Below are 23,558 nucleotides of genomic sequence, written 5' to 3'. Positions count from 1 at the left end.
CGTGCGTCCTATCCGGCCCTGGCCAAGGTCGCCACGTTACCGCGACGGCGGTCGCGCGCGGAGGCGATGTCCAGCTGTTCGCGGTACTTGGCCACGGTGCGGCGGGCGATGTGGATGCCCTGGCGGGCCAGCAGCCCGGCGATGGCCTCGTCGGCCAGCGGCTTGTGCGCGGGCTCGTTCTCGATCAGCCGGCGCACCATCGCGCGCACGGCCGGGCCGGACACGCTGGCGCCTTCCAGCCGCACTGCGAAGAAGTGCTTCAGTTCGAAGGTGCCGCGCGGGGTCTGCATGTACTTGCCGGTGGTGATGCGCGAGACGGTGGACTCGTGCATGCCGATCTCGTCGGCGATTTCCTTCAGGGTCAGCGGCGCCATCGCCTCGTCGCCGTGGGCCAGGAAGCCGGCCTGGCGCTCGACGATGGCGCGGGCGGTGCGCAGCAGGGTTTCGTAGCGCATCGACAGGCCGCGGGTGAGCCAGCGGGCTTCCTGCAGCAGTTCGCGCAGGCGGCGGGCGCCCTCGTTCTGTTCGGCCTTGGGATCCAGCTGGTCCAGCGCGCGCTCGTGCAGCGGCGACACCGACAGGCGCGGGGTGGTGGCCGGGTTCAGCGCGACCCGCCAGGCGCAGTCGGCGTGCCAGGCGACCACGTCCGGCACGATGTGGCCGGTCGGCGCCGGCGCCAGGGTTTCGGCCGGGCGCGGCTGCAGCGACAGGATCAGGCGGATGCCTTCGCGGATCTGCTCCGGATCCAGGTGCAGGCGGGCGGCCAGCGCGGTTTCGTCGTGCGCGGCCAGCAGGTCCAGGCCCTCGGCGAGGATGCGGCGGGCAATCAGCCGGGCCGGCGCGCGGCCGGGCAGGGCGGCCAGTTGCACCAGCAGGCATTCGCGCAGGTCGCGCGCCGCCAGGCCGGTGCATTCGCCGTGCAGGATGCGCTGGCGGATGGCCTCGGCGGCGGCGGCCTCGATGGCGAAGCGTTCGGCGGCCTGGCCGGCCAGCGCCAATGCGTCGGCGGTCAGGTAACCGGCGTCATCGGTGTGTTCCAGCCAGAAGGCGGCCACGTCCAGCGCGGCCGGATCCAGCTCCAGTGCGAGCGCCTGCAGCGCGCGCACCTGCGGATCGGTGCTGCCGCCGTCTTCCAGGCGCTGCAGGCGATCCTCGTCGCCGTCCTGCCAGCCGCCGCCCTGCACGTCCCACATGGAGGCTTCGGGCAGTTCGTCGAAAGCGGCGGTTTCCAGGCGGGCGCCGTCGGCGTCGTCGCGCTCCTCGGCGGCCACGGGCTCTTCTTCCAGTTCCAGCAGCGGATTGGCGTCCAGCGCGCGGCGGACTTCCATTTCCAGTTGCAGGCCATCCAGCTGCAGCAGCCGGATCGATTGCAGCAACTGCGGCGTCAGGTGCAGTTGCTGGCCGAGCTGTGTGGCGAGTCCCGTCTTCATCCCCAAATCCCCATTTGCCCCGTTGCGCCGATTCGACGTTCACGTGGACTTCACGTCGTGGGGAAACTTTGCGCCGCGCGCGGCGGAAAAAGAATCAGGGCGTTTCTGGTCGTGGTCAGGGCACGCCCGAGCGCGCTGTCGGGGTTTCCCCGACATCGCCGGACTTTGGACGCTGGAAGGTGTCGGGGCGGTGGCGGGGGAAGCGCTGCGAACGGTTCGGGGGACGGTGCGGTGACGGTGCGCCGCCGCGGGGACGGCGGACGCCCCTTGTCCTGCAAGGCTCAGGCCAAATCGTTCTGGTGGCGCGCGGCCAGCAGCAGCAGATCGTTGGCGCGCCGGCAGCCCAGCGACTCCATCATGCGCGCGCGGTGGGTTTCCACGGTCTTGACGCTGATGCCCAGGTGGGCGGCGATTTCCTTGCTGCTCATGCCGCCGCCAAGCTTGCGCAGGATCTGGCGCTGGCGCGGCGACAGCGCGTCGATGCCGGTCGGCCGGGCCTGGCCCAGCATCGGCGCGAGCATCTTCGACGACACCTGCGGGCTCAGGAACACCTGGCCGGCCGCGGCCGCGCGCAGGGCCAGTTCCAGTTCCATCGGCGCGGCTTCCTTGACCACGAAACCGGCGCAGCCGCGATCCAGCGCGCTGCGCACCTGGCCGGGATCGTTGTGCATCGACATGATCACCACCTTGGTCTGCGGCAGCGATTCCTTCAGCGGCTTGAGCAGATCAAGTCCGCTGCGGTCCGGCAGCGACAGGTCCAGCAGGATGACGTCGGGCCGGTGGATGGCGGCCATGTCCAGTGCCTGCTGTGCATCCGAGGCTTCGGCCACCACGTCCACGTCCGCGATCGACTGGAGCAGGCGGCCGATGCCGGCACGCACCAGGGTATGGTCATCAACGATCAGGACACGCACTGGACGGGGAGGGCTCGTTGGGGGAGTCGCGCCACGATAGCGGCACGTCGGGATCCCGCCAATGTTACTTAAGTGTCGAAGCCATCAAAGCTTGAAGTTCGTCACATTAGATTGGGCGTGGGCGACGGATTCCCGGCGGGTCGCGGCGGGGCAATCGGCCATCCGGTCCCGCGTGTCGCGGCGCGGCCGCACCCCGTCGGCTCAGTTGGCTCAGTCGGCTTGCCGCGCCATCAGCCGCGCTTCGGCGATCTGCCGGCGGTGCAGTCGGAACAGGTGGCGTTCCAGCGCATCGGCCAGGCCGGCGCCGAGCGGTGCGAAGCGCAGCCACAGATGATGTTGGCCATCGGCGGTGGTGGATGTCGCCAGGACCCGCGCCGGCAATTCGATGTGATCGCTCAGCCAGCTGGCCGGTTCGATCAGGGCCACGCCGGCATCGCCCTGGGCCACGCCGAAGGCCTGCGCCGCGTCCAGGCGCAGGCCCAGGTGCGACCAGCGCAGGCCGCGCAGGGGCAGGGCGTCCTCGCGCTGGCGGGCCAGTTTGCCGACCAGGTTCATCAGCAGATCGACCTTGGCTTCCAGGCGCTGGAAGGACACCGGCAACTCGCTCTTGCGATCGTCGGCGTCATCGCCGCGCGCATCCTCGGCTACCGCCAGCGCATGCAGCAGTGATTCGGCGGCGGTCGGCGGCTGGCGCGGCTCGCCGGCATGGAAGCCGGCCGGCAGCCAGGCCTCGCAGGTGAGGGCGTCGCCGAACAGTTCGTTTTCGGCCGGATGGGACAGCATGGGCACGCGCGTGGGCATGGCTCAACCTCCCGGGGTGGACAGATAGGCGCGCGCCGCGCGCTCGGCCTGCTGTGATTCGCGCAGCTTGCGGGCGGCCGCGTCGCGCGCGTCGCGCAGGCGATCCTGCAACTGCAACTGCGCGTACAGCAGGTTGGACAGGGTATCGGCGCCGGCATCGCGGCCGCCATGGCCCTGCATGAAGCCGCGCACGTCGTGGTCGTGCTGCTCCAGCAGGCCTTGCACGGTGTCCAGATCGCCGTTCTGCAGGCAGTCGTGCATCGCCTGCAATTGTGCGAACAGCGTATCCACCGACACCGCCGACATCTCAGGCTCCCTGGGTCACGGCCGGGCGCTGCCGCTGTTCGGCGGGAATGGCGTTCCAGGCCGATTCGATTTCGCCCAGCAGTTCCAGCGACTCGCGCAGCGCGCCGCCGTCGTTGTGCAGGTTGGCCTCGATCAGGCGGCCCTGCAGGTAGTCGTACAGCGCCGACAGGCTGCCGGCGATTTCACCACCGGCCTCGTGATCCAGCGAGCCGTTGAGATGCCCGATGATCGCGCAGACCTCGCCGATGGCCTTGCCCTTGCGGGCCAGGTCGCCGTGCTCCATGCAGGCCTCCGCCAGCCGGATGCGATCGCAGGCGCCGGCCAGCAGCAGTGCCACCAGGCGGTGCGGATCGGCTTCCATCACGGCACTGCTGAGGCCCGTGTTGCGGTACTGCGCGGCGTAAGAATGGGCTGACATTCCTTCTATCTCCTGGTCTTCCGCGGAAATTCCTTCCGTGGAGGTGGCCTCACTGCGAGGCCAGGGCAGCAAGCTGCTGCGAAAGGTAAGAACTGGTGCTGTTCATGCGCGACATCATGTTGTCCAGCGCCACGAACTGCGCCTTGTAGCGGTTGCCGACCGATTCCATCCGCGCGTCCAGCGCCTTGCGCTGGTTGCCGATGTCCTTGATCTGGGCGTTGAGGCCATCGGTGCGGCGGGTGAGCGAACCTTCCTTGCCGATGTAGGTGGCCACGGTCGCCTGCAGCTTGCCGGCGAAACCGGTGTCACCGGTGAACGCGGCGCGCACCTTTTCCGGGTTGGACGTCATCAGCGCGTCGAACTTGGCCGTGTCCAGGGTCAGGGTGCCGTCCGAGGCCGGATAGCCCTTGGTCTGCAGGCCCAGGGTCTTGGCGTCCAGGCCCTGCTCGGCCAGGTTGCCGAGCAGATCGCCCAGCACGCCGCGCATCTGTCCGGCGATGCCGCGCATCTGCGCGTCGCCGGTCAGCGCGGACGGCGTATCCGTGCCCGCGTCGTACTTGGTCGAACTGTTGATCGACGTGATCACGGCGTTGTACGCGGTCACGAAGTCCTGCACCAGCTTGCGGCTGGCGGCCACGTCGCTGGAAACGCTGACGGTGCTGGTGCCCTTGGCCTTCAGGTCCAGGGTCAGGCCGGGCACGGCGTCGGTGATCTTGTTGCTGCTGGCGGTCACGGTCAGGCCGTCGATCTTGATCCGCGCGTCCGTCGCCGCGACCCGCTCGACCATGCTGTTGGCCAGGTTCTGCAGGTCCGTGCCGCCCTCGCTGAAGGCCAGCGAGATGGCGTTGGCGGCGCCGGGCTTGTCCGAGACCACCGAAAGAAAAAGGCCCTCGTTGGAGGTGATCACGCTCGCCTGCACGCCCTTGCTGCGCGCGGCGTCGTTGATCGCGCTGCGCACGTCGACCAGCCGGGAGCCCTCGGCGATGGTGATGTCGAGGGTCTCGCCCCCCACCGTCAGCGTCAGTTTGCCGGCGCCGAAGGTCTGTTCGGCCGTCACCGGCTGGTTGGCGGTCCATTTGTTGGCGCTCGCCAGGTCCAGCACCTCGATGGTGTAGTCGCCGCTGGGCGTGCCCTTGCCGACGGTCGCGCCGAGCACGGTGTCGGTACCGACCTTGCTGGTCCGGCTGTCGAAGGCGTCGGCCGCCTTGAGTGCCTTCAGCGCGGTTTCCAGGGTGCTGAAGGCCGAGCTGACCGTGCCCAGCGCGGAGATCTTGAACTTGGCGCTCGATTCGATGCGGTTGAGACGGGCATCGGCGGGCTTGCGGTCCGCCGCCACCAGTTTCTCCACCATGCCGGTGATGTCCAGGCCGGAGCCCACACCACCATAACCGAGCGAGTAGTCTGCCATTGGCGATCTCCTGTCGTGCCCGTTCCGGAACGGGCGTCGGGGCGGCCCTGACATCCCTGATGGATGGCGGTGTCGCCCGTGTAGTGGTAGCGGCCTCCGGAGGCCGATCTTTAGCCCGCATTTCTCCGTCTCCCGCCGCCCTGGCTTGGGCCAGGGTCGGCGAGAAATGCGGGACGGAGGGGGTGATGCAGGATTTGTGCCACGGGTGGGGGACGGACTGGTCTGTGGCAATCGTTCAAGGCGCTGACGCGCGGGTTTGTTATCGGTGGCCACAGATGGTGCGCTTGCCGCGGGGCGTCACTTTCTTTGCTTGTGCAAAGAAAGTAACCAAAGAAAGCACACCCCGGTCCTCGCGCCCCAACGGCTTTGCCGTTGGGGTTCGTGTCGCCAGTGGGAATTTTGGGACGGCACATCCGTGTGCCGACCCAAAACGCCGCGCGTCGTGCGCGGCGCCCTGCGGGTTTACCCACCGTCGCCACCGCTGCGGATGGGGCCCCCATAGAGCAAGAGCCAAAGGCCAGTACGACAAGCATCGGTAGGAGCGGCCTCCGGCCGCGAACTTCTGCTCTGCCGTTGCTGTTGCGCTGCTTTCGCTTTGGCCTTTCGGGCCCCCGTTCAGGCGTGGCAAGCGGGCCGGGTAAAACCCGTAGGGCGGCGCACAAGGATGTGCGCCGTTTCCGGCAGGGGCAGGATGCCCCTTCCGGAAATTCCCGGGCCGATTGCGGACCCGGAGCGAAGCGCAGGGCACGCCGCCAGGGGTGTGTTTCTTTGCCTACTTTCTTTGCACAAGCAAAGAGGTGCTTTTCAACAGCCGGAGGCTGGTCAAGTAGGGCCCCGCGGCGAGCGCACCATCGGCGACGACCGATGGCAATGGCGCGCGCCAGCGCCCAAAGAAAAAACCAACCCCAATCCCGAATCCCGAATCCCGAATCCCCAAAAAGAAACCCCTCCCGTTTCCGGAAGGGGTTTGGGTACTGCCAAGACGGAGGGAGACGAATCCGCCCGTATGCGACAGGAAGCTGAAACAGTGGAGCGGGTGAAACCGATCAGCGCAGCAGGCTGAGCACGTTCTGCGGCACCTGGTTGGCCTGGGCCAGCATGGCCGTGCCGGCCTGCTGCAGGATCTGGGTGCGGGTCAGTTCGGCGGTTTCCTTGGCGAAGTCCGTGTCGCGGATGCGGCTGCGCGAGGCGGCCAGGTTTTCCGAACTGGTCTGCAGGTTGGCGACCACCGAGGTGAAGCGGTTCTGGATGGCACCCAGGTCGGCGCGCGCGCTGTTGACCGAGGTCAGCGCCTTGTCGACGATTTCCAGCGCCTGCTGCGCGCCCTTGAAGCCGGAGATGTCCAGGGCCGACACGAAGGTGTTGGTGGCAGTGGTCGTGGCGGCGGTCTTGGCCGTGTAGGTCTGGCCCGAGTCGGCCGCGTTCACGCCGGTCCAACTGCCGACCGTGGCGGTGATCGCCTTGAACGAACCGTCGGCGTTGGTGCTGTCCTTGACCGAGGTCAGGGTGACGCCGGTGGTGCCGTTGACTTCGGCATAGACGCCGGTCTCGCCCATCTTGGCGTTGATCGCGGTGACCAGCGCGCTGCGCGCGGCGGCGGCGGTTTCCGCACCGCTGGCGCCCTGGGCGACGTTGACCTCATCGATGCTCACGCCGTTGACCTTCAGGCCGGTGACCTTGACCGCCGCGTTGGTGGTCAGGTCGGCCAGGGTCAGGGCGTTGGCGTCGAACTTGGCGCCGCCCAGCGCATCGGCCTTGGCGTTGACGACCTTGTCGATGGCGATGGCCTGGCCGGCATTGGCGCCGACCTGGAACAGCTGACTGGAGAACGAGCCGTCCAGCAGCTTGGTGCCGTTGAAGTCGGCCTGCTTGGCGACGCGGTCGATTTCCGCGCTCAGCTGCTTGACTTCGGCGTTCAGCGCGGCGCGGTCGGAACCGGAGTTGGAGGCGTTGGCCGACTGCACGGCCAGTTCGCGGATGCGCTGCAGGTTGTTGCCGATTTCGGTCAGCGAACCTTCCGCGACCTGGGCCAGCGAAATGCCGTCGTTGGCATTGCGCACGGCCACGTCCAGGCCACGGATCTGGGTGCTGAAGCGCTCGGAGATGGCCAGGCCGGCGGCGTCGTCGCGCGCGCTGTTGATGCGCAGGCCCGAGGACAGGCGCTGGATGGTGGTGGCCAGCGATGATCCGCTGGTGCCCAGGTTGCGCTGGGCATTCAACGAGATCGTGTTGGTGTTGATGACTTGTGCCATGAGAGGTTTCCTTTGGCGTTGATGCGAAGTTCGAAAGTGGTGCCTGGCCGGGGCGGACGGGGAAAGAGTCCGCCCCGGCTTTGTTCTCCGTGATTAGCGGAGCAGGCTGAGGACGTTCTGCGGCACCTGGTTGGCCTGGGCCAGCATGGCCGTGCCGGCCTGCTGCAGGATCTGGGTGCGGGTCAGTTCGGCGGTTTCCTTGGCGAAGTCCGTGTCGCGGATGCGGCTGCGCGAGGCGGCCAGGTTTTCCGAACTGGTCTGCAGGTTGGCGACCACCGAGGTGAAGCGGTTCTGGATGGCGCCCAGGTCGGCGCGCGCGCTGTTGACCGAGGTCAGCGCCTTGTCGACGATCTGCAGCGCCTTCTGCGCGCCGGAGAAGGTGGAGATGTCCAGGTCGTCCACGAACTTGGAATCGGTGGCGGCGATGGCCGTGTTGGTCAGGGTGCCGCCGGCCAGCGTGCTGGTGATCTGGTCGCCGACCTTGCCTTCCTTCCACGACGAGAACGCGACCGCGCCGGTGGTGGTGTTCACTTCCGCGGTGATGCCGGTGTCGCCGGTCTTGGCGTTCACCGCCGCGGCGATCGCGGTGCCCTTGGCGACCTGGCTGGCCGTGGCCGCGTCGGCCGCGGTCGCGTAGGTGGCGCCCGAGGCGGCGATGTCGATGGCCGCGAAGCTGGTGGTGACGCCGCCGTTGGTGACCGTGAACGCGGCGATGGTGCCCGCGTCATAGCTGTACGGACCGGCGCCGGCGGTGGTGCTGGCGGTGGCGGTGAAGCTGGCCTGGGCGAACATCGAACCGCCCAGCGCCTCGGCCTTGGCATTGACCACCTTGTCGATGGCGATGGCCTGGCCGGCATTGGCGCCGACCTGGAACAGCTGGCTGGAGAACGAGCCGTCCAGCAGCTTGCTGCCGTTGAAATCGGCCTGCTTGGCGACGCGGTCGATTTCGGAGGTCAGCTGCTTGACTTCGGCGTTCAGCGCGGCGCGATCCGACGACGAGTTGGTCGCGTTGGCGGACTGCACGGCCAGCTCGCGGATGCGCTGCAGGTTGTTGCCGATCTCGGTCAGCGAACCTTCCGCGACCTGGGCCAGCGAAATGCCGTCGTTGGCATTGCGCACGGCCACGTCCAGACCGCGGATCTGGGTGCTGAAGCGTTCCGAGATGGCCAGGCCGGCGGCGTCGTCCTTGGCGCTGTTGATGCGCAGGCCGGACGACAGCCGCTGGATGGTGGTGGCCAACGAGGATCCGCTGGTGCCCAGGTTGCGCTGGGCGTTCAGCGAAATCGTGTTGGTGTTGATCACTTGTGCCATGGGTTCGACTCCTTGGGCGTTCTCTGCACGGGGAACGAGTTTTCAACGATTCCCCGCCGTGCCATCGGGGACGCGAGGGTTAGCGTTGCAACAGGCTCAGGACGTTCTGCGGCACCTGGTTGGCCTGGGCCAGCATGGCCGTGCCGGCCTGCTGCAGGATCTGGGTGCGGGTCAGTTCGGCGGTTTCCTTGGCGAAGTCCGTGTCGCGGATGCGGCTGCGCGAGGCGGCCAGGTTTTCCGAACTGGTCTGCAGGTTGGCGACCACCGAGGTGAAGCGGTTCTGGATGGCACCCAGGTCGGCGCGCGCGCCATTCACCGCGGTCAGCGCCTTGTCCACGATCTCCAGCGCCTGCTGGGCGCCGGCGAAGGAGGTGATGTCCAGATCCTTGACGAAGCTGCCGGTGACGCCGGTCAGGGCACCGCCGTTGGTGCTGGTCTGGGTCAGGCCGATGTTGGCCAGGGTCGCCGGCGTGGCGCCGGTCACCGTCGGGCCGGCGAAGGCCAGGGCGAAGGTCTGGCCGGCCTCGACCGAGGTCAGGTTCAGCACGCCGGACTTCACGTCGGCGTACACGCCGGTCTCGCCCAGCTTGGCGTTGATGGCCGCCGCGGTCGCCTGGGAGATGGACTGGCCGGCCTTCACTTCGAAGGCGCCGATGTTGACCGTGCTGGCGGCGCCGCCACCCGGCGGGGTCACCGTGAGCTGCAGCTGCGAGAAGACGGTGTCGGTGGTGGCCAGGTCTTCGTTCACGCCCGCGGTGCCGGCGTTGTCCAGCGCGGTGCCCACGTAGACGTTGGCGAACTGCACGCCGCCCAGGGTCTGCGAGCGGGCGTCGACCACCTTGTCGATGGCGATGGCCTGGCCGGCGTTGGCGCCGACCTGGAACAGCTGGCTGGTGAAGGTGCCGTCCAGCAGCTTGGTGCCGTTGAAATCGGCCTGCTTGGCGACGCGATCGATTTCCGCGCTCAGCTGCTTGACTTCCGCGTTCAGTGCCGCGCGGTCGGTCGAGGAGTTGGAGGCGTTGGCCGACTGCACGGCCAGTTCGCGGATGCGCTGCAGGTTGTTGCCGATTTCGCTCAGCGAGCCTTCGGCGACCTGGGCCAGCGAGATGCCGTCGTTGGCATTGCGCACGGCCACGTCCAGGCCCCGAATCTGGGTGCTGAAGCGTTCGGAAATGGCCAGGCCGGCGGCGTCGTCCTTGGCGCTGTTGATGCGCAGGCCGGAGGACAGCCGTTGGATGGTGGTGGCCAGTGAAGTGCCGCTGGTGCTCAGGTTGCGCTGAGCATTCAACGACATCGTATTGGTGTTGATTACCTGTGCCATGGGTCGTCTCCTCTTATTTGGGTCCCGGCGTTGATGGAAAGAGGGTGCTGCCGGTTTGTTGGTTTGTTGGCTAGTCGCCCTCTGCTTGCGAAAGGGATAACGGCGTTGCCCTGGAAACCTTTAGCCCCGGGATTGAAATTCCGTGCGGGGAATGCGATGGCGGTCGCGCGATGGCGCGCCTTATTCGGCCGGTCGCGGCGGAACTTTAGGGACGGGAAAAAACGCCGCCGTACGTGGGGCGGAGCCGGCTCCGTTGCCGGGATGCGTCGGGCGTGAAAGCCATCCGCGGTCGCGCAAGCCCGAGCCCGTGCCGGGGACCTGCCGCCTGCGGAATCACGCGCCGGACGCGCGGATCGAAGCCTGCTTCCCGGCGCTACCCATCGGCCGTGAAAGCGCGCCGCCGCCGGGCAGTCTGGACCCTACGGAGCCGGCGGCACCGGCACCTTGCGCCAGGCGTCTTCGGGATCGTCGAGCAGCGACAGATCCGGCAACCGGTATTCGCAGCCAATCAGCACGCGCTGCCGCAGGCCGGGACGATCCTCGGTGTACAGCACCAGTGCGTGCTGGTCGTCGAGCGGGCCGGACAATGGCGTCGCGTCACTGTCGGACAGGCTCGCCTCCAGGGCGCGGGCCACGGCATCGGCGCTGCCGTCCACCACCATCAGTACCCGATTCGCGGTGATGACCACCGCATCGCTCTGCTGGCCCCAGGCCTGGATCGGGACGTCGAGCCGATACAGATCCATCGGTGGATCCGCGTACTGCCGTTCGGTCTGGGTGAAGTCATTCGGTTGGTCGCGCCGCAGGCGCGGCAGCAGGCGCGCGATTTCCGTGCCGCTGCGGCAGGTCAGGGCATCGAACAACGGGTCGCCGGTGTCCGTGCCGCCGTCCTGGAGGGTGACCGCGGCGGCCACCGGTGGCGATGCGGAGTCCGATACCGCAGGGACCGCCACGGGTGCGGCCGGACGCTGTTGCGCCTGCGCCATTCCCCCCGTGCACGCCAGCAATACCGCCAACGCGGGGAGCCTACTCGAGCTGCTCGTTCGCATAACGGGCATCGAGGGCCTCCATGGCGTCGCGCGGTTTCAGCTTGCCGGCCTTCTCGAAGGCCGCCGCCGCCGCATCTTCCTTCTTGTCGCCGTACAGCAACAGGAGCACGTTGGCGTGCTCGACGTGGGCAATGGGCGAATCGGGCGTCAGCTTCAGCGCGGTCTTGATGTGCGACTCGGCCTCGGCGGCCTTGGCGCCGTAGGTCAATCCGCCGATCATCGCGCCGATCTTGTCGATGATCTCGGCGTGGTAGAGCGCCAGCGCGGTATGTGCCTCGGCATGCCTGGGCGCCAGCGCCAGGGTGGTGTCCAGCGCCTCGCGCACCTTGCCGGCGATACCCTGCTTGAGCGCCTTCACGATGCTGAGGCCCTGGCTGTAGCGGCCCAGCGCGAACGCATGACGATAGTGGCTGTTGGCCTCGTCCGGCAACGCCTTGACCGCGGCTTCGGCCAGTTTGGCGGCCTGTTCGAAGCGCTTGAGTTTCTCGTCCTCGTCCTCGACCAGATAACTCGCATGGATGCCCAGCGCCTTGACCGCGACCGACGCGCCCAACGGGCCGAGCGCCTGGCCGGCCTCGAACGCGGCCTGGAAATCACCACGATGGAATGCCCGCCAGGCGTCCTGCAACGCGGTCGCCAGCGAGGCCGCGTCATGGCCCTTGGCGGCCTTGCCGGCCGCGTCGAACAATGCCTGGGCGCGCTTGGCGTCCGGATAGGGTTCGGCATCGCCGGCATGCAGGGCCGGCCAGGCCTTCTTCAGCGCATCGCCAGCATAGGCGAACGCCTTGGCGTCCCACGGAAACGGCGCCCATTTCGCCTGCTTGCCTGCCATGCCGACTGTCTCCCTGGTTGGTTCGAATGAGCATGGCCGCAGCCATTGCCGCTGACAAGCCCCGCGCCGCTAGTGTGTTTGCTCGATGCCCCGGCGTCAGCATCGTCGCCGGAAGCCTGCCACCGTGGCCGGCGTCGAGGAGTCTCCCCCATGACTGCCAGGAAGAAGGCCACCCCGCGGGCCAAGGCCCCGGAACCGAATCTCCGCCACGTGTGGCTCGCCGGCCTCGGCGCGGTCGCCATCGCACGTCGCCACGGCGCCCGGCGCCTGACGACGGCGAAGCAGGACATTGAACGCATCGTGCAGCGGGCACAGGCCACGTTGCGGGATGTGCGCATGCAGGGCGGGGCGGGCGTGGAGCGGTTCAGCGCCGATGTCGAGGCGCGGTTGGTGCCGGTACTGGAGAAGTTGGGCCTGGGCGCGGGGCGTCCGGCGCCGAAGGGACGCCGCAAGCCGGCGGCTGCGAAGCAGGCGCGGTCGGCGCCGCGGAAGCGGGCGGGTGTTGCGCGCAAGGCTGCGGGGCGCAAGCGCGCTTGAGTTTGTAGAGCAGAGCTCGGTCCGCTGCTATTGCGCTCTGTTTTTCTCTGCTGGGCGCTGGCGCGCGGGATTGCTATCGGTTCTCGCCGATGGCGCGCTTGCCGCGGGGCGTCACTTTTCTTTGCTTGTGCAAAGAAAAGTAACCAAAAGAAAGCACACCCCGGTCCTCGCGCCCCAGCCGCGTTGCGGCTGGGGTTCGTGTCGCCAGTGGGAATTTTGGGACGGCACATCCATGTGCCGACCCAAAACGCTGCACATCCATGTGCAGCGCCCTTCGGGTTTACCCACCGGCGCCACCGCTGCGGATGGGGCCCCAAGAGCAAAAGCCGACCTCCGGATAGCCGCCGTTGCCGTTGCCGTTGCTGTTGCTTTGCTTTGCTTTGCTTTGGCTCTACGGACCCCCGTTCAGGCGTGGCAAGCGGGCCGGGTAAAACCCGCAGGGCGGCGCACATGGACGTGCGCCGTTTTCGGCAGGGGCAGGATGCCCCTTCCGAAAATCCCCGGGCCGATTGCGACCCCTGCGCGCGCAGCGCGCAGGGCACGCCGCCAGGGGTGTGTTTCTTTTGGTTACTTTTCTTTGCACAAGCAAAGAAAAGTGACGCCCCGCGGCGAGCGCACCATCGGTGGCTGCCGATAACACACCGCGCGTCAGCGCCCAACAGCGCAAACGAAAAAGGCAAAAGCGCAAAAGCAGCGGAGCAAGCTCCGCTCTACGCTCAATCGACGTAGGCGGACGTCAACGTATTCAAATGCATCCGCTCCGCATCCCGCAGGAACGGCGCCACCAGCATCATCACCTGCACAATCCCGTGACGGATGGCGATCTGCTCGTCCTTGTCCCCCCGAGCCGCCGCATAGTTCAACCAGAACGTCGCCACCACCAGCACATTGGTCGCCGTCGCCGCCAGTTCCGCCGCCGAGGCGCGCATCACCCCGGCCTGGCCCAGCCCCCGCATCACCGCGTGCGCACTGTCGTCGGCACGCTTCAGCAGGCGGGCGAAGCGGATCCGCAGGCGTCGGTTGCGACTCAGGATCTCGACCAGATCCCGGTACAGGAAGCGATAGTCCCAGATGCACTCGAACACCAGGTGCAGCTGCAGCCAGATGTCCTCCAGGCCGGGCAACCGGTCCACCGGCGCGGTGAGGGCGACATCCATCCGCTCCTCGTAGCGGGCGAACAACTGCTCGATGATGTCGTCCTTGTTGCGGAAGTGGTAGTACAGATTGCCCGGGCTGATCTCCAGCTCGTCGGCGATGTGGTTGGTGGTGACATGCGGCTCGCCCTGCGCGTTGAACATCGCGAGCGACGCATCGAGGATGCGCTGGCGGGTATCGCGTGCCACGGACTCAGGCGGTCAGTTTCTTCACCAGATCCACGTACTTCTTCTGCGCGTCCCCGGGGGCGGTGCCCTTGAGCTTGGCCCAGGCCTCGTATTTGGCGGTGCCGACGAAGTCGAAGAAACCGGGCTTGTCGCCCTTCACATCGCCCTCCGAGCCCTGTTTGTACAGCGCGTACAGGCGCAGCAGGGTCTCGTTGTCGGGGCGTTCGGCCAGGCCCTGGATGTCGCGGGAAGCCTGTTCGAAAGCGGAATTCAGATCGGACATGAGGACTACCTCCCAATAGTGGCCGCATCACACCACGCGGGGCATGACCGGTCAATCCGGGCGGGATTGTGGAACCCAAACGGCTCTGGCAAGTTAGCCGCGCAGGGCAGGCGGAGGGCCTGCCCGCCTACTCGGGACGGTATCCATGAGCTACTTCGTCACCGGCGCCACCGGATTCATCGGCCGCTACCTGGTTTCCAACCTGCTCAAGCGCAGTGGCACGGTGTACGTGCTGGTACGCAAGGACTCGCAGAAGAAGTTCGACGCCATCGCCAAAAAGTCCGGCTGGGATCCGAAACGGGTGGTGGCGGTGGCCGGCGACATGACCAAGCCGCGCTGCGGGCTCACCCCGACCCAGCTGCGCAACCTGACCGGCAAGATCAAGCACTTCTTCCACCTGGCCGCGGTCTACGACCTGACCGCCAGCGCGGAAACCCAGCAGGCCGCCAACATCGATGGCACCCGCCATGCCCTGGACCTGGCGGCCGCGCTCAAGGTGCCGCTGTTCCACCACACCAGTTCGATCGCCGCCGCCGGCCTGTACCCGGGCATCTTCCGCGAGGACATGTTCGAGGAGGCCGAGGGCCTGGAGGATCCCTACCTGCGCACCAAGCACGATTCCGAGGCGATGGTGCGCCGGGAAACCCGCTTCAAGTGGCGCATCTACCGGCCGGGCATGGTGGTCGGCCATTCGAAGACCGGCGAAATCGACAAGATCGACGGGCCCTATTATTTCTTCACCCTGATCAAGAAATTGCGCGAACTGCTGCCGCAGTGGGTACCCGTGCTGGGCATCGAGGGCGGCCGCATCAACATCGTGCCGGTGGATTTCGTCGCCGACGCGATGGACCACATCGCCCACAAGCCCAAACTGGACGGCCATACCTTCCACCTGACCGATCCGGAGCCGATGCGGGTGGGCGAGGTGCTCAACACCTTCTGCCGCGCCGGCCATGCGCCGGAGATGACCATGCGCCTGGACGCGCGCATGTTCGCCTTCGTGCCCAGCGGCATCCGCGCGGCGGTCGGCAACCTGCCGCCGGTGCGCCGCTTCATCGGCATGCTGCTGCGCGACTTCAAGATTCCGAAGGAAGTCCTCAAGTTCATCACCTATCCGACCCGCTTCGACAGCCGCGAGACCGAGCGCGCGCTCAAGGGCACGAACATCGTGGTGCCACGCCTGGACGAATACGCCTGGCGGCTGTGGGATTACTGGGAACGGCACCTGGATCCGGATCTGTTCGTGGACCGGTCGCTCAAGGGCAAGGTACGCAACAAGGTGGTGGTCATCACCGGCGGTTCTTCCGGCATCGGCCTGTCCACCGCCCAGCGGGTGGCCGAGGCCGGTGCGGTGACCGTGATCGTCGCGCGCGGCGAGGAGGAACTGTTCAAGGCTCGCGACGAAATGAAGGCCAGGGGTGGCAAGGTGTTCGCCTACACCGCCGACCTGGCGGACATGGCCGACTGCGACCGCTTGATCCGGCAGGTGCTGGACGAGCACGGCCATGTCGACGTGCTGATCAACAACGCCGGCCGCTCCATCCGCCGTTCCATCGAGCTCAGCTATGACCGCTTCCATGATTTCGAGCGGACCATGCAGCTGAACTACTTCGGCAGCCTGCGCCTGATCATGGGTTTCCTGCCCAGCATGACCCACCGCCGCAAGGGCCACATCATCAACATCAGCTCGATCGGCGTGCTGGCCAACTCGCCGCGCTTCTCCGCCTACGTCGCCTCGAAGGCGGCGCTGGACGCGTTCAGCCGCTGTGCGCAGGGCGAACTGTCGGGCAAGGGCATCAGCTTCACCACCATCAACATGCCGCTGGTGAAGACCCCGATGATCGCCCCGACCAAGATGTACGACAGCGTGCCGACGCTGACCCCGGACGAGGCAGCGGACCTGGTGGTGAAGGGCATCATCGAGAAGCCCAGCCGCATCGCCACCCGCCTGGGCATTTTCGCCGCGCTGGTGAATGCGGTGGCGCCGAAGGCCTACGAAGTGATCATGAGTACCGCCTTTGAACTGTTCCCGGATTCGGCGGCGGCCAAGGGGGATCGGCAGGCGCTGAAGGAAGCGGCGCCGAGCCAGGAGCAGATTGCGTTTGCGGCGTTGATGCGAGGGGTGCACTGGTAGTTGCGATGCACTTGGCGAGACTTGGTGTGCGAAGAACGGTTGCTTGAGTTGTCTTGAGCGATTGCGGGTGTGGTTGCCGCTGGGTGGCTGGGTTCCGTGTCGCCGGAGGGATTTTTGGGACGGCACATCTGTGTGCCGGCCCAAAACGCCGCGTGTCCTGCGCGGCGTGCTGCGGATTTGCCCGCGTCGCCACCGCTGCGGATGGGGGCTAGGAGTAAGAGGCTATCGCCTTGTCTTTTTGGGCGCTGGCGCGCGGGTTGCTATCGGTTCTCGCCGATGGCGCGCTCGCCGCGGGGGCATTCTTTCTTTGCTTGTGCAAAGAAAGAATCAAAGAAACACACCCCGGTCCTCGCGCCCCAGCCGCGAAGCGGCTGGGGTTCGTGTCGCCGGTGGGAATTTTGGGACGGCACATCCGTGTGCCGACCCAAAACGCCGCGCGTCCTGCGCGGCGCCCTTCGGGTTTACCCACCGTCGCCACCGCTGTGGATGGGGCCCCAGAGCAAGGGCCAAAGCCGAAGCCGAAGCGCTAGGGCGGACTGGTTCTCGATAGTCCGCTGTTGCTGTTGCCCTGTTTTTGCTTTGGCCTTTCGGGCCCCCGTTCAGGCGTGGCAAGCGGGCCGGGTAAAACCCGAAGGGCGGCGCACAAGGATGTGCGCCGTTTCCGGCAGGGGCAGGATGCCCCTTCCGGAAATTCCCGGACTGCTTGCGGACCCGGAGCGAAGCGCAGGGCACGCCGCCAGGGGGGTGTTTCTTTGGTTCCTTTCTTTGCACAAGCAAAGAAAGGGACGCCTCGCGGCGAGCGCGCCATCGGTGGTAGCCGATAACAACACCACGCGTTAGCGCCAGATAACTCCGGCTACCCGGCAAACAGGCCCAAAGGGAGGAAGCAAACTCAAAACCGTAAAAGCGGAAGTGGCTTTGAGGAGACGCTCAAGTCCCCGTCCACCCCATCGGCAACACCTGCTGATTCCGCATATGCAACGCCAGCGGCTCAATCCGTCCCCACAGGAACTCCCGCAGTTCCGCATCGGCCACGGTTTCCTGCATGGCCTGGTGGAAGCACGCCAGCCAGCCGCTGGCTTCCTCCATCCCGATCGCGAACGGCAGGTGGCGGGCGCGCAGCATCGGCGCGCCCCGGCGTTCGGTGAACAGGGGCGGGCCACCCAGCCAGCCGCTGAGGAACTCGAACAACTTCTGTTCGCTGTCCGTCAATTCGGAGGGATGGATCGCGCGGACCGCCGCGGCTTCGGGCAGCGTATCCATCAGCTGGTACATCCGGCGGGTCAACCGGCGAACGCCCGCTTCGCCGCCGATGCGCTGGTAGGGCGTCAGATCGTCTTGCATTGGCGCCAACGTACCGGCTCCTGGCTGCCGGCGGGAGGATTGAGCTGCACGCGCACCGTGCGCAGGGCCGGATACAGTTCGACCTGCTGGCAGATGCGCGGCCAGACCTCGGTTTCATCGCCCTGGTAATCCACGACCAGGGTCAGGCGGGTCTGCCAGACTCCGCGGACCACGCCGGGCGTGCCCGAAAGCGCGCGCGACACCGCCAGGCGCTGTTCCTGCATTTCCGCCTCGGTCGGTTCACGGTAGGCCACCACCTCGGTGGCGGCGGAAGCGGCGGCCGGCTTCTGCTGGGTGGAGGGGGCAAGGGGCGGCGAATCGCCCGTGCCCAGCCCGGAATTGGCCAGTGCCGTCGCCACCAGCGCGCCCAGGGTGATGCTGGCCAGCCAGCCGATTGCGATGTGGCGTTTGGCGCGGGCGGAGGCCTGCCCGACGATCTGCTGGCGCAGGTCGGTTTCGACCAGGGGGGCGAGTTCGTCCCACAGGCGCGGGCCGTCCAGCACCTCGATATTGTGGCCCTGTGCGGCAACCCGGCCTTCCTGCTCGAGTTGCCCTTCGGTGGCGAGGATGCCGCCGGTCGCGTTGCCCATGCGGACGCTGGCGGCCAGTTCCTCCACCGGGGCGGCGCCGATGCGGTAGGCGGAGCCGTGCTTGCATGAGAGCAGCCAGCGCTGGCCGTCGCGGGTGAGCGGAAAGATGCCGCGCGGATCGCGGGTCTCGTCCGGCGCGGCGGCGACCATGGTCATGCCACGGCGTTCGAGCGCGGTCAGCACCAGCCGGGAGAACTCGCGCCAGCGCAAGCCGGACAGGGCGTGCAGGCCCGCGGCGATTTCGTTCTTGCGGCGGCGAACCCACCACAGATAGGCGCTGACGGCCACGCCGGTCAGCAGGGCAACGGCCAGTCCAGACAGCCAGAAGAGCATGAGTACCGCGTAAAGGTTCCGAAGAGTCCGCGAATTCTAACCAAGCGGTCGGCAAATCGCTGTCAGGAAAATCTGTACAGCGTTGCGGAGCGAGCGGGAGGTGCGAAGCGGGCTGCTTCGAATCGCCATGCGGGCGACGGACACAAGAAGGCCCGCCAGTCCGAAGCCGTAAGGGGAGGGGAGCATACGTACTTGGGGACTGGCGGGCCCGGGACTGATTGTTGCGCGATCCATGTTGCCTTGCAACAAGAAATTCGACCGGATTGCGGTTGCACCGGCGGGGTGCATTCAGTCGCTGTTTTTCTTCACCGCGCGCTTCGTCGTGGTGCGCTTGCCACTGCTGGCGGCGCGTTTGGCGGGCGCCTTCTTCGCGCTGGTTTTCTTCACGGCGGCTTTCTTCACGGCGGGGGCGGACTTCGTGCGCGCCGGTTTGCGCGCGGAAGGCATTCCGCCCAGGCGGCGCAGCTCGGCGTTGAGCGCGTCAACACGATCAAGCAAGGCGCCGAGATCCTCGCGGCTGGGTACTTCCAGGCGGCGCAGCGCGCGCTGCACGCGATCCTCGAACACCTTTTCCAGCCGATCCCAGGTATCCGACGCGCGTTCGCGGGCCTGGCCCACGGTCGTTTCGACCGCATCGCGCACCGCATCCACGCGGCCACCGGCCAGCTTGCGGGTGGTCTGCTCCAGCGACAGGCCCTCCTTGACCAGGGTTTCGAACAGTTTGCTGCCTTCGGCCTGGGCGCGACCGAACGCGCCGACGCCGGCCAGCCAGACCTGCTGCGCGGACTCGCTGAGGTTCTTCGAAAGGCGTTGTGCCTGTGCCTGCAGGTTGTCCTGCTGGGCGGACGAGGGGGACTTCTTGCGGGCGGACTTCTTCAGGGTGGCCATGGGATTCCGTCGATGGAGGGATGGGACGACGGCCAGAATCGGCCGCCGGTCTAGAGTTTTCACACCAGCGCGCGGCGACTCAGGCGCGTGCGGCGCGATGCGCGGCGATCCATTGATCCACGTCGTCCAGCGCCCGCCGCAGCCGCGCCGTGGCGTCGGTCATGCGCGGCGTGATCTCCAGGCCATCCAGGATGGAGCGCTGCGGGTCGTCGATGATGTCGCGGCGCAGGCGGATGCCGTGCGCGGCCAGCATCGGTGCCAGCACCGGCGCGCGCCGGCGCAGATCGGCCAGGGTGTTGCGGTAGGCCAGTTGGCAGACCCGGTGGCGCGAGGAAAAACTGAACAGATTGGTGAAGAACAGCTCGCTGTCGCTGGCGTTGGGCTCGAACACCAGCTGATCGATGTCCGGATATCGCAGCGGATACTTTTCCAGGCCAATCTGCATGCGCGATTGCAGCAGGGTGCGCAGGGTCTGCGAGAGCACCGCCGGCAGGCCGCCGCTGGCCAGTCCGACCTGTTCGGCCTCATCGGCCCGTGGCGCCGCGCGGGTGGCGTCGAACGGCACCAGCGGGTTGATGCCGATCATCAGGTCGATATCGCGATCCAGCACGGTGGATGCGTGCATGGTCCGGCGCAGGGCGCCGTCGAGGAAATGCCGGCCACGGATTTCCACCGGCGGATACAGGCCGGGCAGGGCGGCGCTGGCCTGCACCGCCTGCGAAATCGGCACATCGTCCCAGCCGCGCTCGCCGAACCGGACCGCTTCGCCGGTATCCAGGTCCACCGCCACCACGAACAGATCCGCACCCAGGGTGCGGAAATCGTTGCTGCGGCCACGCCGGCTGAACACGTCGCGGAGGAAATCCTCCACGCCGGCGTTGTCGAACAGGCCGGTGGGGACCAGCCCGCCGAACCGCAGGATCAGGTCCGACCAGCGCACCGCCTTGCCGGGATTGCGCAGCAGCCGCTGCGCCCACTGCGCATACAGGCCGGGCAGGCTGGCCAGCCGGCGCAGGTATTCGTTGACGTTGGGACGCAGGAAGGTCTCGGGCCGGAATTCGGCGTCGTCGCTGGTGCCGGTGATGAAGATCCGGCAGATCTCCGCGGTGCTCATCCGGTTGGCCAGGCCGGCGGCGAGGAACGCGCCGGAACTGACGCCGACGTAGCAATCCAGCCGGGTCAGGTCCAGCCCGTCCAGGGCCTCGTCCATCGCGCGCAGCGCGCCCAGTTCGTACATGCCGCCGATGGGCCCGCCTCCGGCGATGGCCAGGCCGATCCGGCCGCCATCGCCGCGCTTCCGGGCACTGTGGATGGAGAGCATGCGGTTCCCGCACAGGAAGATGCGGCGAGTGTAGCCGACCGGCGGGGCCGCTTGCGGCCGGCGCGACGGGCCCGGATCATCCCTTGCATGGCCCGTCCTTCTTCCATCGGCGAGCGGCTCGGCCGCCGCCTGGCCTGCCACCAGGCCCTGCACGATCCCCGCGAGCCGCGCAACGGACTGGCCTGGCTGCCGGAACTGCGGCGCTGGCAGGCCGCGCGCCTGGAACGCAGCTTCGGCCATTTCCTGGCCGATCCGAAGCGCCGCGGCGCGGCCATGTTCTTCCTCACCGATGTCTACGGGGACCAGGATTTCAGTCGTCGCGACGCCAACGTCGCCAAGGTCGTCCCGATGATGCAGCGGCTGCTGCCCGCCGCGGTGTTGGAGACCGTGGCCGACGCCATCGAGCTGGGGGCGCTGACCCACGCCCTGGACCTGCGCATGGCCGAAGCGCTGGATTCCCTGGCGCCGCGCCGCAAGCGCCTGGATGAAGCGCTGTACGCGCGGGCGTACCGGCAGACCGGGCATCCGCGCTTGCGGGCAAGGCAGATCGACCTGATCGCGCAGCTGGGCGTGGGCCTGGCGCGGGCAGTGAAGATGCCCGGGGTGCTGACCCTGCTCAAACTTTCGCGCGGCCCGGCCAAGGCAACCGGCCTTGGCGAACTGCAGGGCTTCCTGGAACGCGGCTTCGCCGCGTTTTCGGCATTGGGCGACGGCAAGGCCTTCGTGCGCGACATCGAACAGGCCGAACGTGAAGTCTCGCGGCGGTTGTTCGCCGGTGACCCGGCGCCGTTCGATTAATGCCGCTTGCTTCGCGGGAGCGACGCAATTCGCGGCCTTCGGCAGGGGAACCTGGGTCAAACGGCACAACGAAAAAAAGCGTCGCGACTTACGGCGCTCCTACAGGGGGACGAGGCCGTTGCCTCAGACGAACTTCTCGCCCAGCACGCGGCGGATTTCCGATTCGATCGGTCCCTTCATCGCCGACAGCAGGAAACCCAGGTCCGCGGTGACCCGCAACTGGCTCGGCAGCAGCGCGATATGGCCGTCGACGCCGGAGCGGCGGAAGTTCATGGTGTCGCCGTCCCAGGCGTAGTCCATGTCGAAGCGCTCGGCCAGCTTGCGCGCCACGTCCTCGACCGCCTTCCTCGCCTGCGCCGGGGTCTTGCTGTGATCGTGGACGATGTCGATGGTGGCCATGGCGTTCTCTCCGGAAAGGCCGTCTATTCTCCGCAAGCCGTTCACATTCGCAAGCCGGCCCTGCGGATCAGGCTGGATGTGGTGGCCCCGGCTGCGCTAGTCTGCCGCCGGTGGAAAACCTGCGACTTCATTTTTCAAACCGCGCGCAACCGGATCGCCCCCTGTCGATGGGCGTGCACCGGATCGTGCGCGAGGCTTCCGGTCACGTCGGCGTGGGCGATCAGCTGCAAGGCGCGCTGCTGGTGCGCATCTGCGTGGATCGCCGCGGCCTCTGGCTGCAGGTTCCGACCGGCATGCGCGGTGTGCACGTGAACGGACGCCCGATCCAGCGGATGGCGTTGCTGCGCGCCGGTGACAGCATCTATGTCGACGGCGTGGAGCTGCTGGTCCAGGCCGGGCACCTGCCGCCCGAGCGCGGTCCCGAACCCGTGCCGGCGCCGCCGGATCCGCGCGTGATCCTGCGCGGCGTGGGCGGCAAGTACCACGGGCGCAGCATTCCGCTGCTGCGGCCGGTGCTGGTCGGACGCGCCCGCGAGGCGGCGATCCGGGTGGACGATCCGGTCTTCGCCGAGCGCCACGCGCAGCTGGAGATCCAGGGTGATCGGGTGTTGCTGCGGGATCTCGGTTCAGCCGACGGCAGCCTGGTGAACGGCGTGGCGGCGCGCGATGCGCTGCTGGTGGCCGGCGATCAGCTGGCCTTCGACGCGCAGCACCGGTTCGTGGTGGAAGTGCCCTGGACCCGCGCGGATGCACCGCTGGGCGAAGCGGGAGGCGAAGCCGCGCCGCCGGGTGGCACCGACACGCTCGAACCCCGGCGCGCGGGCACCGTGCGGCGCTGGCCCTGGTTGCTGCTGGCGGCTCTGCTGCTGGCGGCCGCGCTCAGCGCGCTGCTGCTGTTCGGTTCCGGCTGAAGCGCCGCGCCAGCCGCCAGCCCAGCAGCACCGCCAGCACGGCGGCGTACAGCAACGGCTCGCGGATGTCCGATTTCACCAGCCACCAGAAGTGCAGCACGGCCAGCACGCCGACGGCGTAGATGGCCTTGTGCAGCTGGCCCCAGCGTCGGCCCAGCCGCCGGATCCAGCCCTGGGTGGACGTCACCGCCAGCGGGATCAGCAGCAGCCAGGCGGCGAATCCCACCGTGATGTAGGGGCGCTTGGCGATTTCCTCGAAGATCTGCGTCCAGTAGCCCTGCAGGTCCAGCACCAAGTAGCTGGCCAGGTGCAGGCAGGCATAGAAGAACGCATACAGCCCCAGCATGCGCCGGAACCGGATCAGCACCGCCTGCCCAGTCAGCTGGCGCAGGGGGGTGATCGCCAAGGTGATCATCAGCAGCCGCAACGCCCAAAGCCCGGTGCGATGTTCGACTTCCGCGACGGGATCCGCGCCGAGTGCGTCGCTGCCCGCATGCAGCACCGACCAGAACTGCCAGGCCAGGATCGCCAGCGGAGTCAGCGCCAGCGCGTGCACCAGCGCCTTGGCGGCCAGTAATGGCCGGGAAGGATGCCGGGTCCGTTTCATGCCGCCGGATGGGCCGTGGGCGTTCCGTCCGTCGCGCGGCGTGCGCGCA

Annotated in this window: 23 protein-coding genes; 4 read left to right on the top strand and 19 right to left on the bottom strand. The window is 67.6% G+C overall.

The annotated features are described in order from the left end of the window. Nucleotides 1-8: 8 nt before the first annotated feature. The 11 genes from rpoN to AC3DE2_RS17635 form a co-directional block, all read right to left on the bottom strand. A complete protein-coding gene (gene rpoN / locus AC3DE2_RS17685) occupies nucleotides 9-1,430 on the bottom strand; it encodes an RNA polymerase factor sigma-54 (RefSeq protein WP_488427225.1) in 1,422 nt (473 codons plus the stop codon). A 281-nt stretch (nucleotides 1,431-1,711) separates the two neighbouring features. Continuing rightward, on the bottom strand, nucleotides 1,712-2,344 hold the full coding sequence (locus tag AC3DE2_RS17680; protein ID WP_141452599.1) for a response regulator: 633 nt from the start codon (nucleotides 2,342-2,344) through the stop codon (nucleotides 1,712-1,714). A 210-nt stretch (nucleotides 2,345-2,554) separates the two neighbouring features. Beyond that, entirely contained in the window at nucleotides 2,555-3,145 is a 591-nt protein-coding gene (locus AC3DE2_RS17675) for a PilZ domain-containing protein (RefSeq protein WP_488427224.1), read from the bottom strand. A 3-nt stretch (nucleotides 3,146-3,148) separates the two neighbouring features. Beyond that, nucleotides 3,149-3,451, bottom strand: a complete 303-nt coding sequence (locus AC3DE2_RS17670) for a hypothetical protein (RefSeq protein WP_295382272.1) — start codon at nucleotides 3,449-3,451, stop codon at nucleotides 3,149-3,151. Nucleotide 3,452: 1 nt separating this feature from the next. Next, nucleotides 3,453-3,869, bottom strand: a complete 417-nt coding sequence (gene fliS / locus AC3DE2_RS17665; RefSeq protein WP_295382271.1) for a flagellar export chaperone FliS — start codon at nucleotides 3,867-3,869, stop codon at nucleotides 3,453-3,455. Between the two features lie 49 nt (nucleotides 3,870-3,918). Beyond that, complete coding sequence (gene fliD / locus AC3DE2_RS17660; RefSeq protein ID WP_488427223.1) at nucleotides 3,919-5,277, bottom strand: flagellar filament capping protein FliD; 1,359 nt, start codon at nucleotides 5,275-5,277, stop codon at nucleotides 3,919-3,921. 1,046 nt (nucleotides 5,278-6,323) lie between these two features. After that, nucleotides 6,324-7,529 carry a flagellin gene (locus AC3DE2_RS17655; protein ID WP_488427222.1) on the bottom strand — a complete coding sequence of 402 codons (1,206 nt, stop codon included), beginning with the start codon at nucleotides 7,527-7,529 and terminating at the stop codon, nucleotides 6,324-6,326. 93 nt (nucleotides 7,530-7,622) lie between these two features. Beyond that, the gene (locus AC3DE2_RS17650; RefSeq protein ID WP_488427221.1) at nucleotides 7,623-8,840 is read right to left on the bottom strand and encodes a flagellin; all 1,218 of its coding nucleotides are present in this window, start codon (nucleotides 8,838-8,840) and stop codon (nucleotides 7,623-7,625) included. 79 nt (nucleotides 8,841-8,919) lie between these two features. Next, the gene (locus AC3DE2_RS17645; RefSeq protein ID WP_488427220.1) at nucleotides 8,920-10,161 is read right to left on the bottom strand and encodes a flagellin; all 1,242 of its coding nucleotides are present in this window, start codon (nucleotides 10,159-10,161) and stop codon (nucleotides 8,920-8,922) included. Nucleotides 10,162-10,580: 419 nt separating this feature from the next. Continuing rightward, nucleotides 10,581-11,147, bottom strand: a complete 567-nt coding sequence (locus AC3DE2_RS17640) for a hypothetical protein (protein ID WP_488427219.1) — start codon at nucleotides 11,145-11,147, stop codon at nucleotides 10,581-10,583. 40 nt (nucleotides 11,148-11,187) lie between these two features. Then, a complete protein-coding gene (locus AC3DE2_RS17635) occupies nucleotides 11,188-12,042 on the bottom strand; it encodes a hypothetical protein (RefSeq protein WP_488427218.1) in 855 nt (284 codons plus the stop codon). Nucleotides 12,043-12,192: 150 nt separating this feature from the next. Between AC3DE2_RS17635 and AC3DE2_RS17630 the strand changes: the two genes are divergently transcribed. After that, complete coding sequence (locus tag AC3DE2_RS17630) at nucleotides 12,193-12,579, top strand: hypothetical protein (protein WP_488427217.1); 387 nt, start codon at nucleotides 12,193-12,195, stop codon at nucleotides 12,577-12,579. Between the two features lie 716 nt (nucleotides 12,580-13,295). Here the strand turns inward: AC3DE2_RS17630 and AC3DE2_RS17625 are convergent. Both AC3DE2_RS17625 and AC3DE2_RS17620 read right to left on the bottom strand, forming a co-directional pair. After that, nucleotides 13,296-13,922: a TetR/AcrR family transcriptional regulator gene (locus tag AC3DE2_RS17625; protein WP_295382587.1), complete on the bottom strand. Its 627-nt coding sequence runs from the start codon at nucleotides 13,920-13,922 to the stop codon at nucleotides 13,296-13,298. A 4-nt stretch (nucleotides 13,923-13,926) separates the two neighbouring features. Further along, complete coding sequence (locus tag AC3DE2_RS17620) at nucleotides 13,927-14,184, bottom strand: acyl-CoA-binding protein (protein WP_141452611.1); 258 nt, start codon at nucleotides 14,182-14,184, stop codon at nucleotides 13,927-13,929. A gap of 145 nt (nucleotides 14,185-14,329) precedes the next feature. Here AC3DE2_RS17620 and AC3DE2_RS17615 point away from each other — a divergent pair, with 145 nt between their 5' ends. Next, nucleotides 14,330-16,318: an SDR family oxidoreductase gene (locus tag AC3DE2_RS17615; protein ID WP_488427216.1), complete on the top strand. Its 1,989-nt coding sequence runs from the start codon at nucleotides 14,330-14,332 to the stop codon at nucleotides 16,316-16,318. Nucleotides 16,319-17,248: 930 nt separating this feature from the next. On the opposite strand, the gene AC3DE2_RS17610 is transcribed toward AC3DE2_RS17615, so the two are convergent. The 4 genes from AC3DE2_RS17610 to AC3DE2_RS17595 form a co-directional block, all read right to left on the bottom strand. Next, nucleotides 17,249-17,662 carry a group II truncated hemoglobin gene (locus AC3DE2_RS17610; RefSeq protein ID WP_295382197.1) on the bottom strand — a complete coding sequence of 138 codons (414 nt, stop codon included), beginning with the start codon at nucleotides 17,660-17,662 and terminating at the stop codon, nucleotides 17,249-17,251. Next, nucleotides 17,647-18,585 (bottom strand): restriction endonuclease, encoded by a 939-nt coding sequence (locus tag AC3DE2_RS17605; protein WP_295382198.1) that lies wholly within the window; start codon nucleotides 18,583-18,585, stop codon nucleotides 17,647-17,649. The genes AC3DE2_RS17610 and AC3DE2_RS17605 overlap by 16 nt, the downstream gene beginning before the upstream one ends. A 288-nt stretch (nucleotides 18,586-18,873) precedes the next feature. After that, nucleotides 18,874-19,473, bottom strand: coding sequence for a phasin family protein (locus tag AC3DE2_RS17600; protein WP_295382199.1), 600 nt, complete (start codon nucleotides 19,471-19,473; stop codon nucleotides 18,874-18,876). A 79-nt stretch (nucleotides 19,474-19,552) separates the two neighbouring features. Continuing rightward, nucleotides 19,553-20,794 carry a patatin-like phospholipase family protein gene (locus tag AC3DE2_RS17595; RefSeq protein WP_295382201.1) on the bottom strand — a complete coding sequence of 414 codons (1,242 nt, stop codon included), beginning with the start codon at nucleotides 20,792-20,794 and terminating at the stop codon, nucleotides 19,553-19,555. A gap of 87 nt (nucleotides 20,795-20,881) precedes the next feature. Between AC3DE2_RS17595 and AC3DE2_RS17590 the strand changes: the two genes are divergently transcribed. Continuing rightward, on the top strand, nucleotides 20,882-21,592 hold the full coding sequence (locus tag AC3DE2_RS17590) for a DUF8198 family protein (RefSeq protein WP_295382203.1): 711 nt from the start codon (nucleotides 20,882-20,884) through the stop codon (nucleotides 21,590-21,592). 123 nt (nucleotides 21,593-21,715) lie between these two features. Here the strand turns inward: AC3DE2_RS17590 and AC3DE2_RS17585 are convergent, their stop codons facing one another. Further along, the gene (locus AC3DE2_RS17585) at nucleotides 21,716-21,991 is read right to left on the bottom strand and encodes a polyhydroxyalkanoic acid system family protein (protein WP_295382205.1); all 276 of its coding nucleotides are present in this window, start codon (nucleotides 21,989-21,991) and stop codon (nucleotides 21,716-21,718) included. A gap of 110 nt (nucleotides 21,992-22,101) precedes the next feature. Here AC3DE2_RS17585 and AC3DE2_RS17580 point away from each other — a divergent pair, with 110 nt between their 5' ends. Next, nucleotides 22,102-22,902: an FHA domain-containing protein gene (locus tag AC3DE2_RS17580; RefSeq protein ID WP_295382207.1), complete on the top strand. Its 801-nt coding sequence runs from the start codon at nucleotides 22,102-22,104 to the stop codon at nucleotides 22,900-22,902. Here AC3DE2_RS17580 and msrQ read toward each other — a convergent pair. Then, entirely contained in the window at nucleotides 22,871-23,509 is a 639-nt protein-coding gene (gene msrQ, locus AC3DE2_RS17575; RefSeq protein WP_488427215.1) for a protein-methionine-sulfoxide reductase heme-binding subunit MsrQ, read from the bottom strand. The genes AC3DE2_RS17580 and msrQ overlap by 32 nt on opposite strands. Nucleotides 23,510-23,558 lie beyond the last annotated feature (49 nt).

The organism is Pseudoxanthomonas sp. 68-E7, from assembly GCF_057773145.1.
This window is presented reverse-complemented; position numbering and strand designations above follow the sequence as displayed.

Excerpts from the sequence above, each read along its gene's own strand:
- AC3DE2_RS17585 (WP_295382205.1), bottom strand. The coding sequence starts at position 21,991 with ATGGCCACCATCGACATCGTCCACGATCACAGCAAGACCCCGGCGCAG.
- AC3DE2_RS17655 (WP_488427222.1), bottom strand. The coding sequence starts at position 7,529 with ATGGCACAAGTCATCAACACCAACACGATCTCGTTGAATGCCCAGCGC.
- AC3DE2_RS17675 (WP_488427224.1), bottom strand. The coding sequence starts at position 3,145 with ATGCCCACGCGCGTGCCCATGCTGTCCCATCCGGCCGAAAACGAACTG.
- AC3DE2_RS17630 (WP_488427217.1), top strand. The coding sequence starts at position 12,193 with ATGACTGCCAGGAAGAAGGCCACCCCGCGGGCCAAGGCCCCGGAACCG.
- fliD (WP_488427223.1), bottom strand. The coding sequence starts at position 5,277 with ATGGCAGACTACTCGCTCGGTTATGGTGGTGTGGGCTCCGGCCTGGAC.
- AC3DE2_RS17600 (WP_295382199.1), bottom strand. The coding sequence starts at position 19,473 with ATGGCCACCCTGAAGAAGTCCGCCCGCAAGAAGTCCCCCTCGTCCGCC.
- AC3DE2_RS17615 (WP_488427216.1), top strand. The coding sequence starts at position 14,330 with ATGAGCTACTTCGTCACCGGCGCCACCGGATTCATCGGCCGCTACCTG.
- AC3DE2_RS17650 (WP_488427221.1), bottom strand. The coding sequence starts at position 8,840 with ATGGCACAAGTGATCAACACCAACACGATTTCGCTGAACGCCCAGCGC.
- AC3DE2_RS17620 (WP_141452611.1), bottom strand. The coding sequence starts at position 14,184 with ATGTCCGATCTGAATTCCGCTTTCGAACAGGCTTCCCGCGACATCCAG.
- AC3DE2_RS17645 (WP_488427220.1), bottom strand. The coding sequence starts at position 10,161 with ATGGCACAGGTAATCAACACCAATACGATGTCGTTGAATGCTCAGCGC.
- AC3DE2_RS17610 (WP_295382197.1), bottom strand. The coding sequence starts at position 17,662 with ATGCAAGACGATCTGACGCCCTACCAGCGCATCGGCGGCGAAGCGGGC.
- AC3DE2_RS17670 (WP_295382272.1), bottom strand. The coding sequence starts at position 3,451 with ATGTCGGCGGTGTCGGTGGATACGCTGTTCGCACAATTGCAGGCGATG.
- msrQ (WP_488427215.1), bottom strand. The coding sequence starts at position 23,509 with ATGAAACGGACCCGGCATCCTTCCCGGCCATTACTGGCCGCCAAGGCG.
- AC3DE2_RS17595 (WP_295382201.1), bottom strand. The coding sequence starts at position 20,794 with ATGCTCTCCATCCACAGTGCCCGGAAGCGCGGCGATGGCGGCCGGATC.
- AC3DE2_RS17635 (WP_488427218.1), bottom strand. The coding sequence starts at position 12,042 with ATGGCAGGCAAGCAGGCGAAATGGGCGCCGTTTCCGTGGGACGCCAAG.
- rpoN (WP_488427225.1), bottom strand. The coding sequence starts at position 1,430 with ATGAAGACGGGACTCGCCACACAGCTCGGCCAGCAACTGCACCTGACG.
- AC3DE2_RS17605 (WP_295382198.1), bottom strand. The coding sequence starts at position 18,585 with ATGCTCTTCTGGCTGTCTGGACTGGCCGTTGCCCTGCTGACCGGCGTG.
- AC3DE2_RS17640 (WP_488427219.1), bottom strand. The coding sequence starts at position 11,147 with ATGGCGCAGGCGCAACAGCGTCCGGCCGCACCCGTGGCGGTCCCTGCG.
- fliS (WP_295382271.1), bottom strand. The coding sequence starts at position 3,869 with ATGTCAGCCCATTCTTACGCCGCGCAGTACCGCAACACGGGCCTCAGC.
- AC3DE2_RS17590 (WP_295382203.1), top strand. The coding sequence starts at position 20,882 with ATGGCCCGTCCTTCTTCCATCGGCGAGCGGCTCGGCCGCCGCCTGGCC.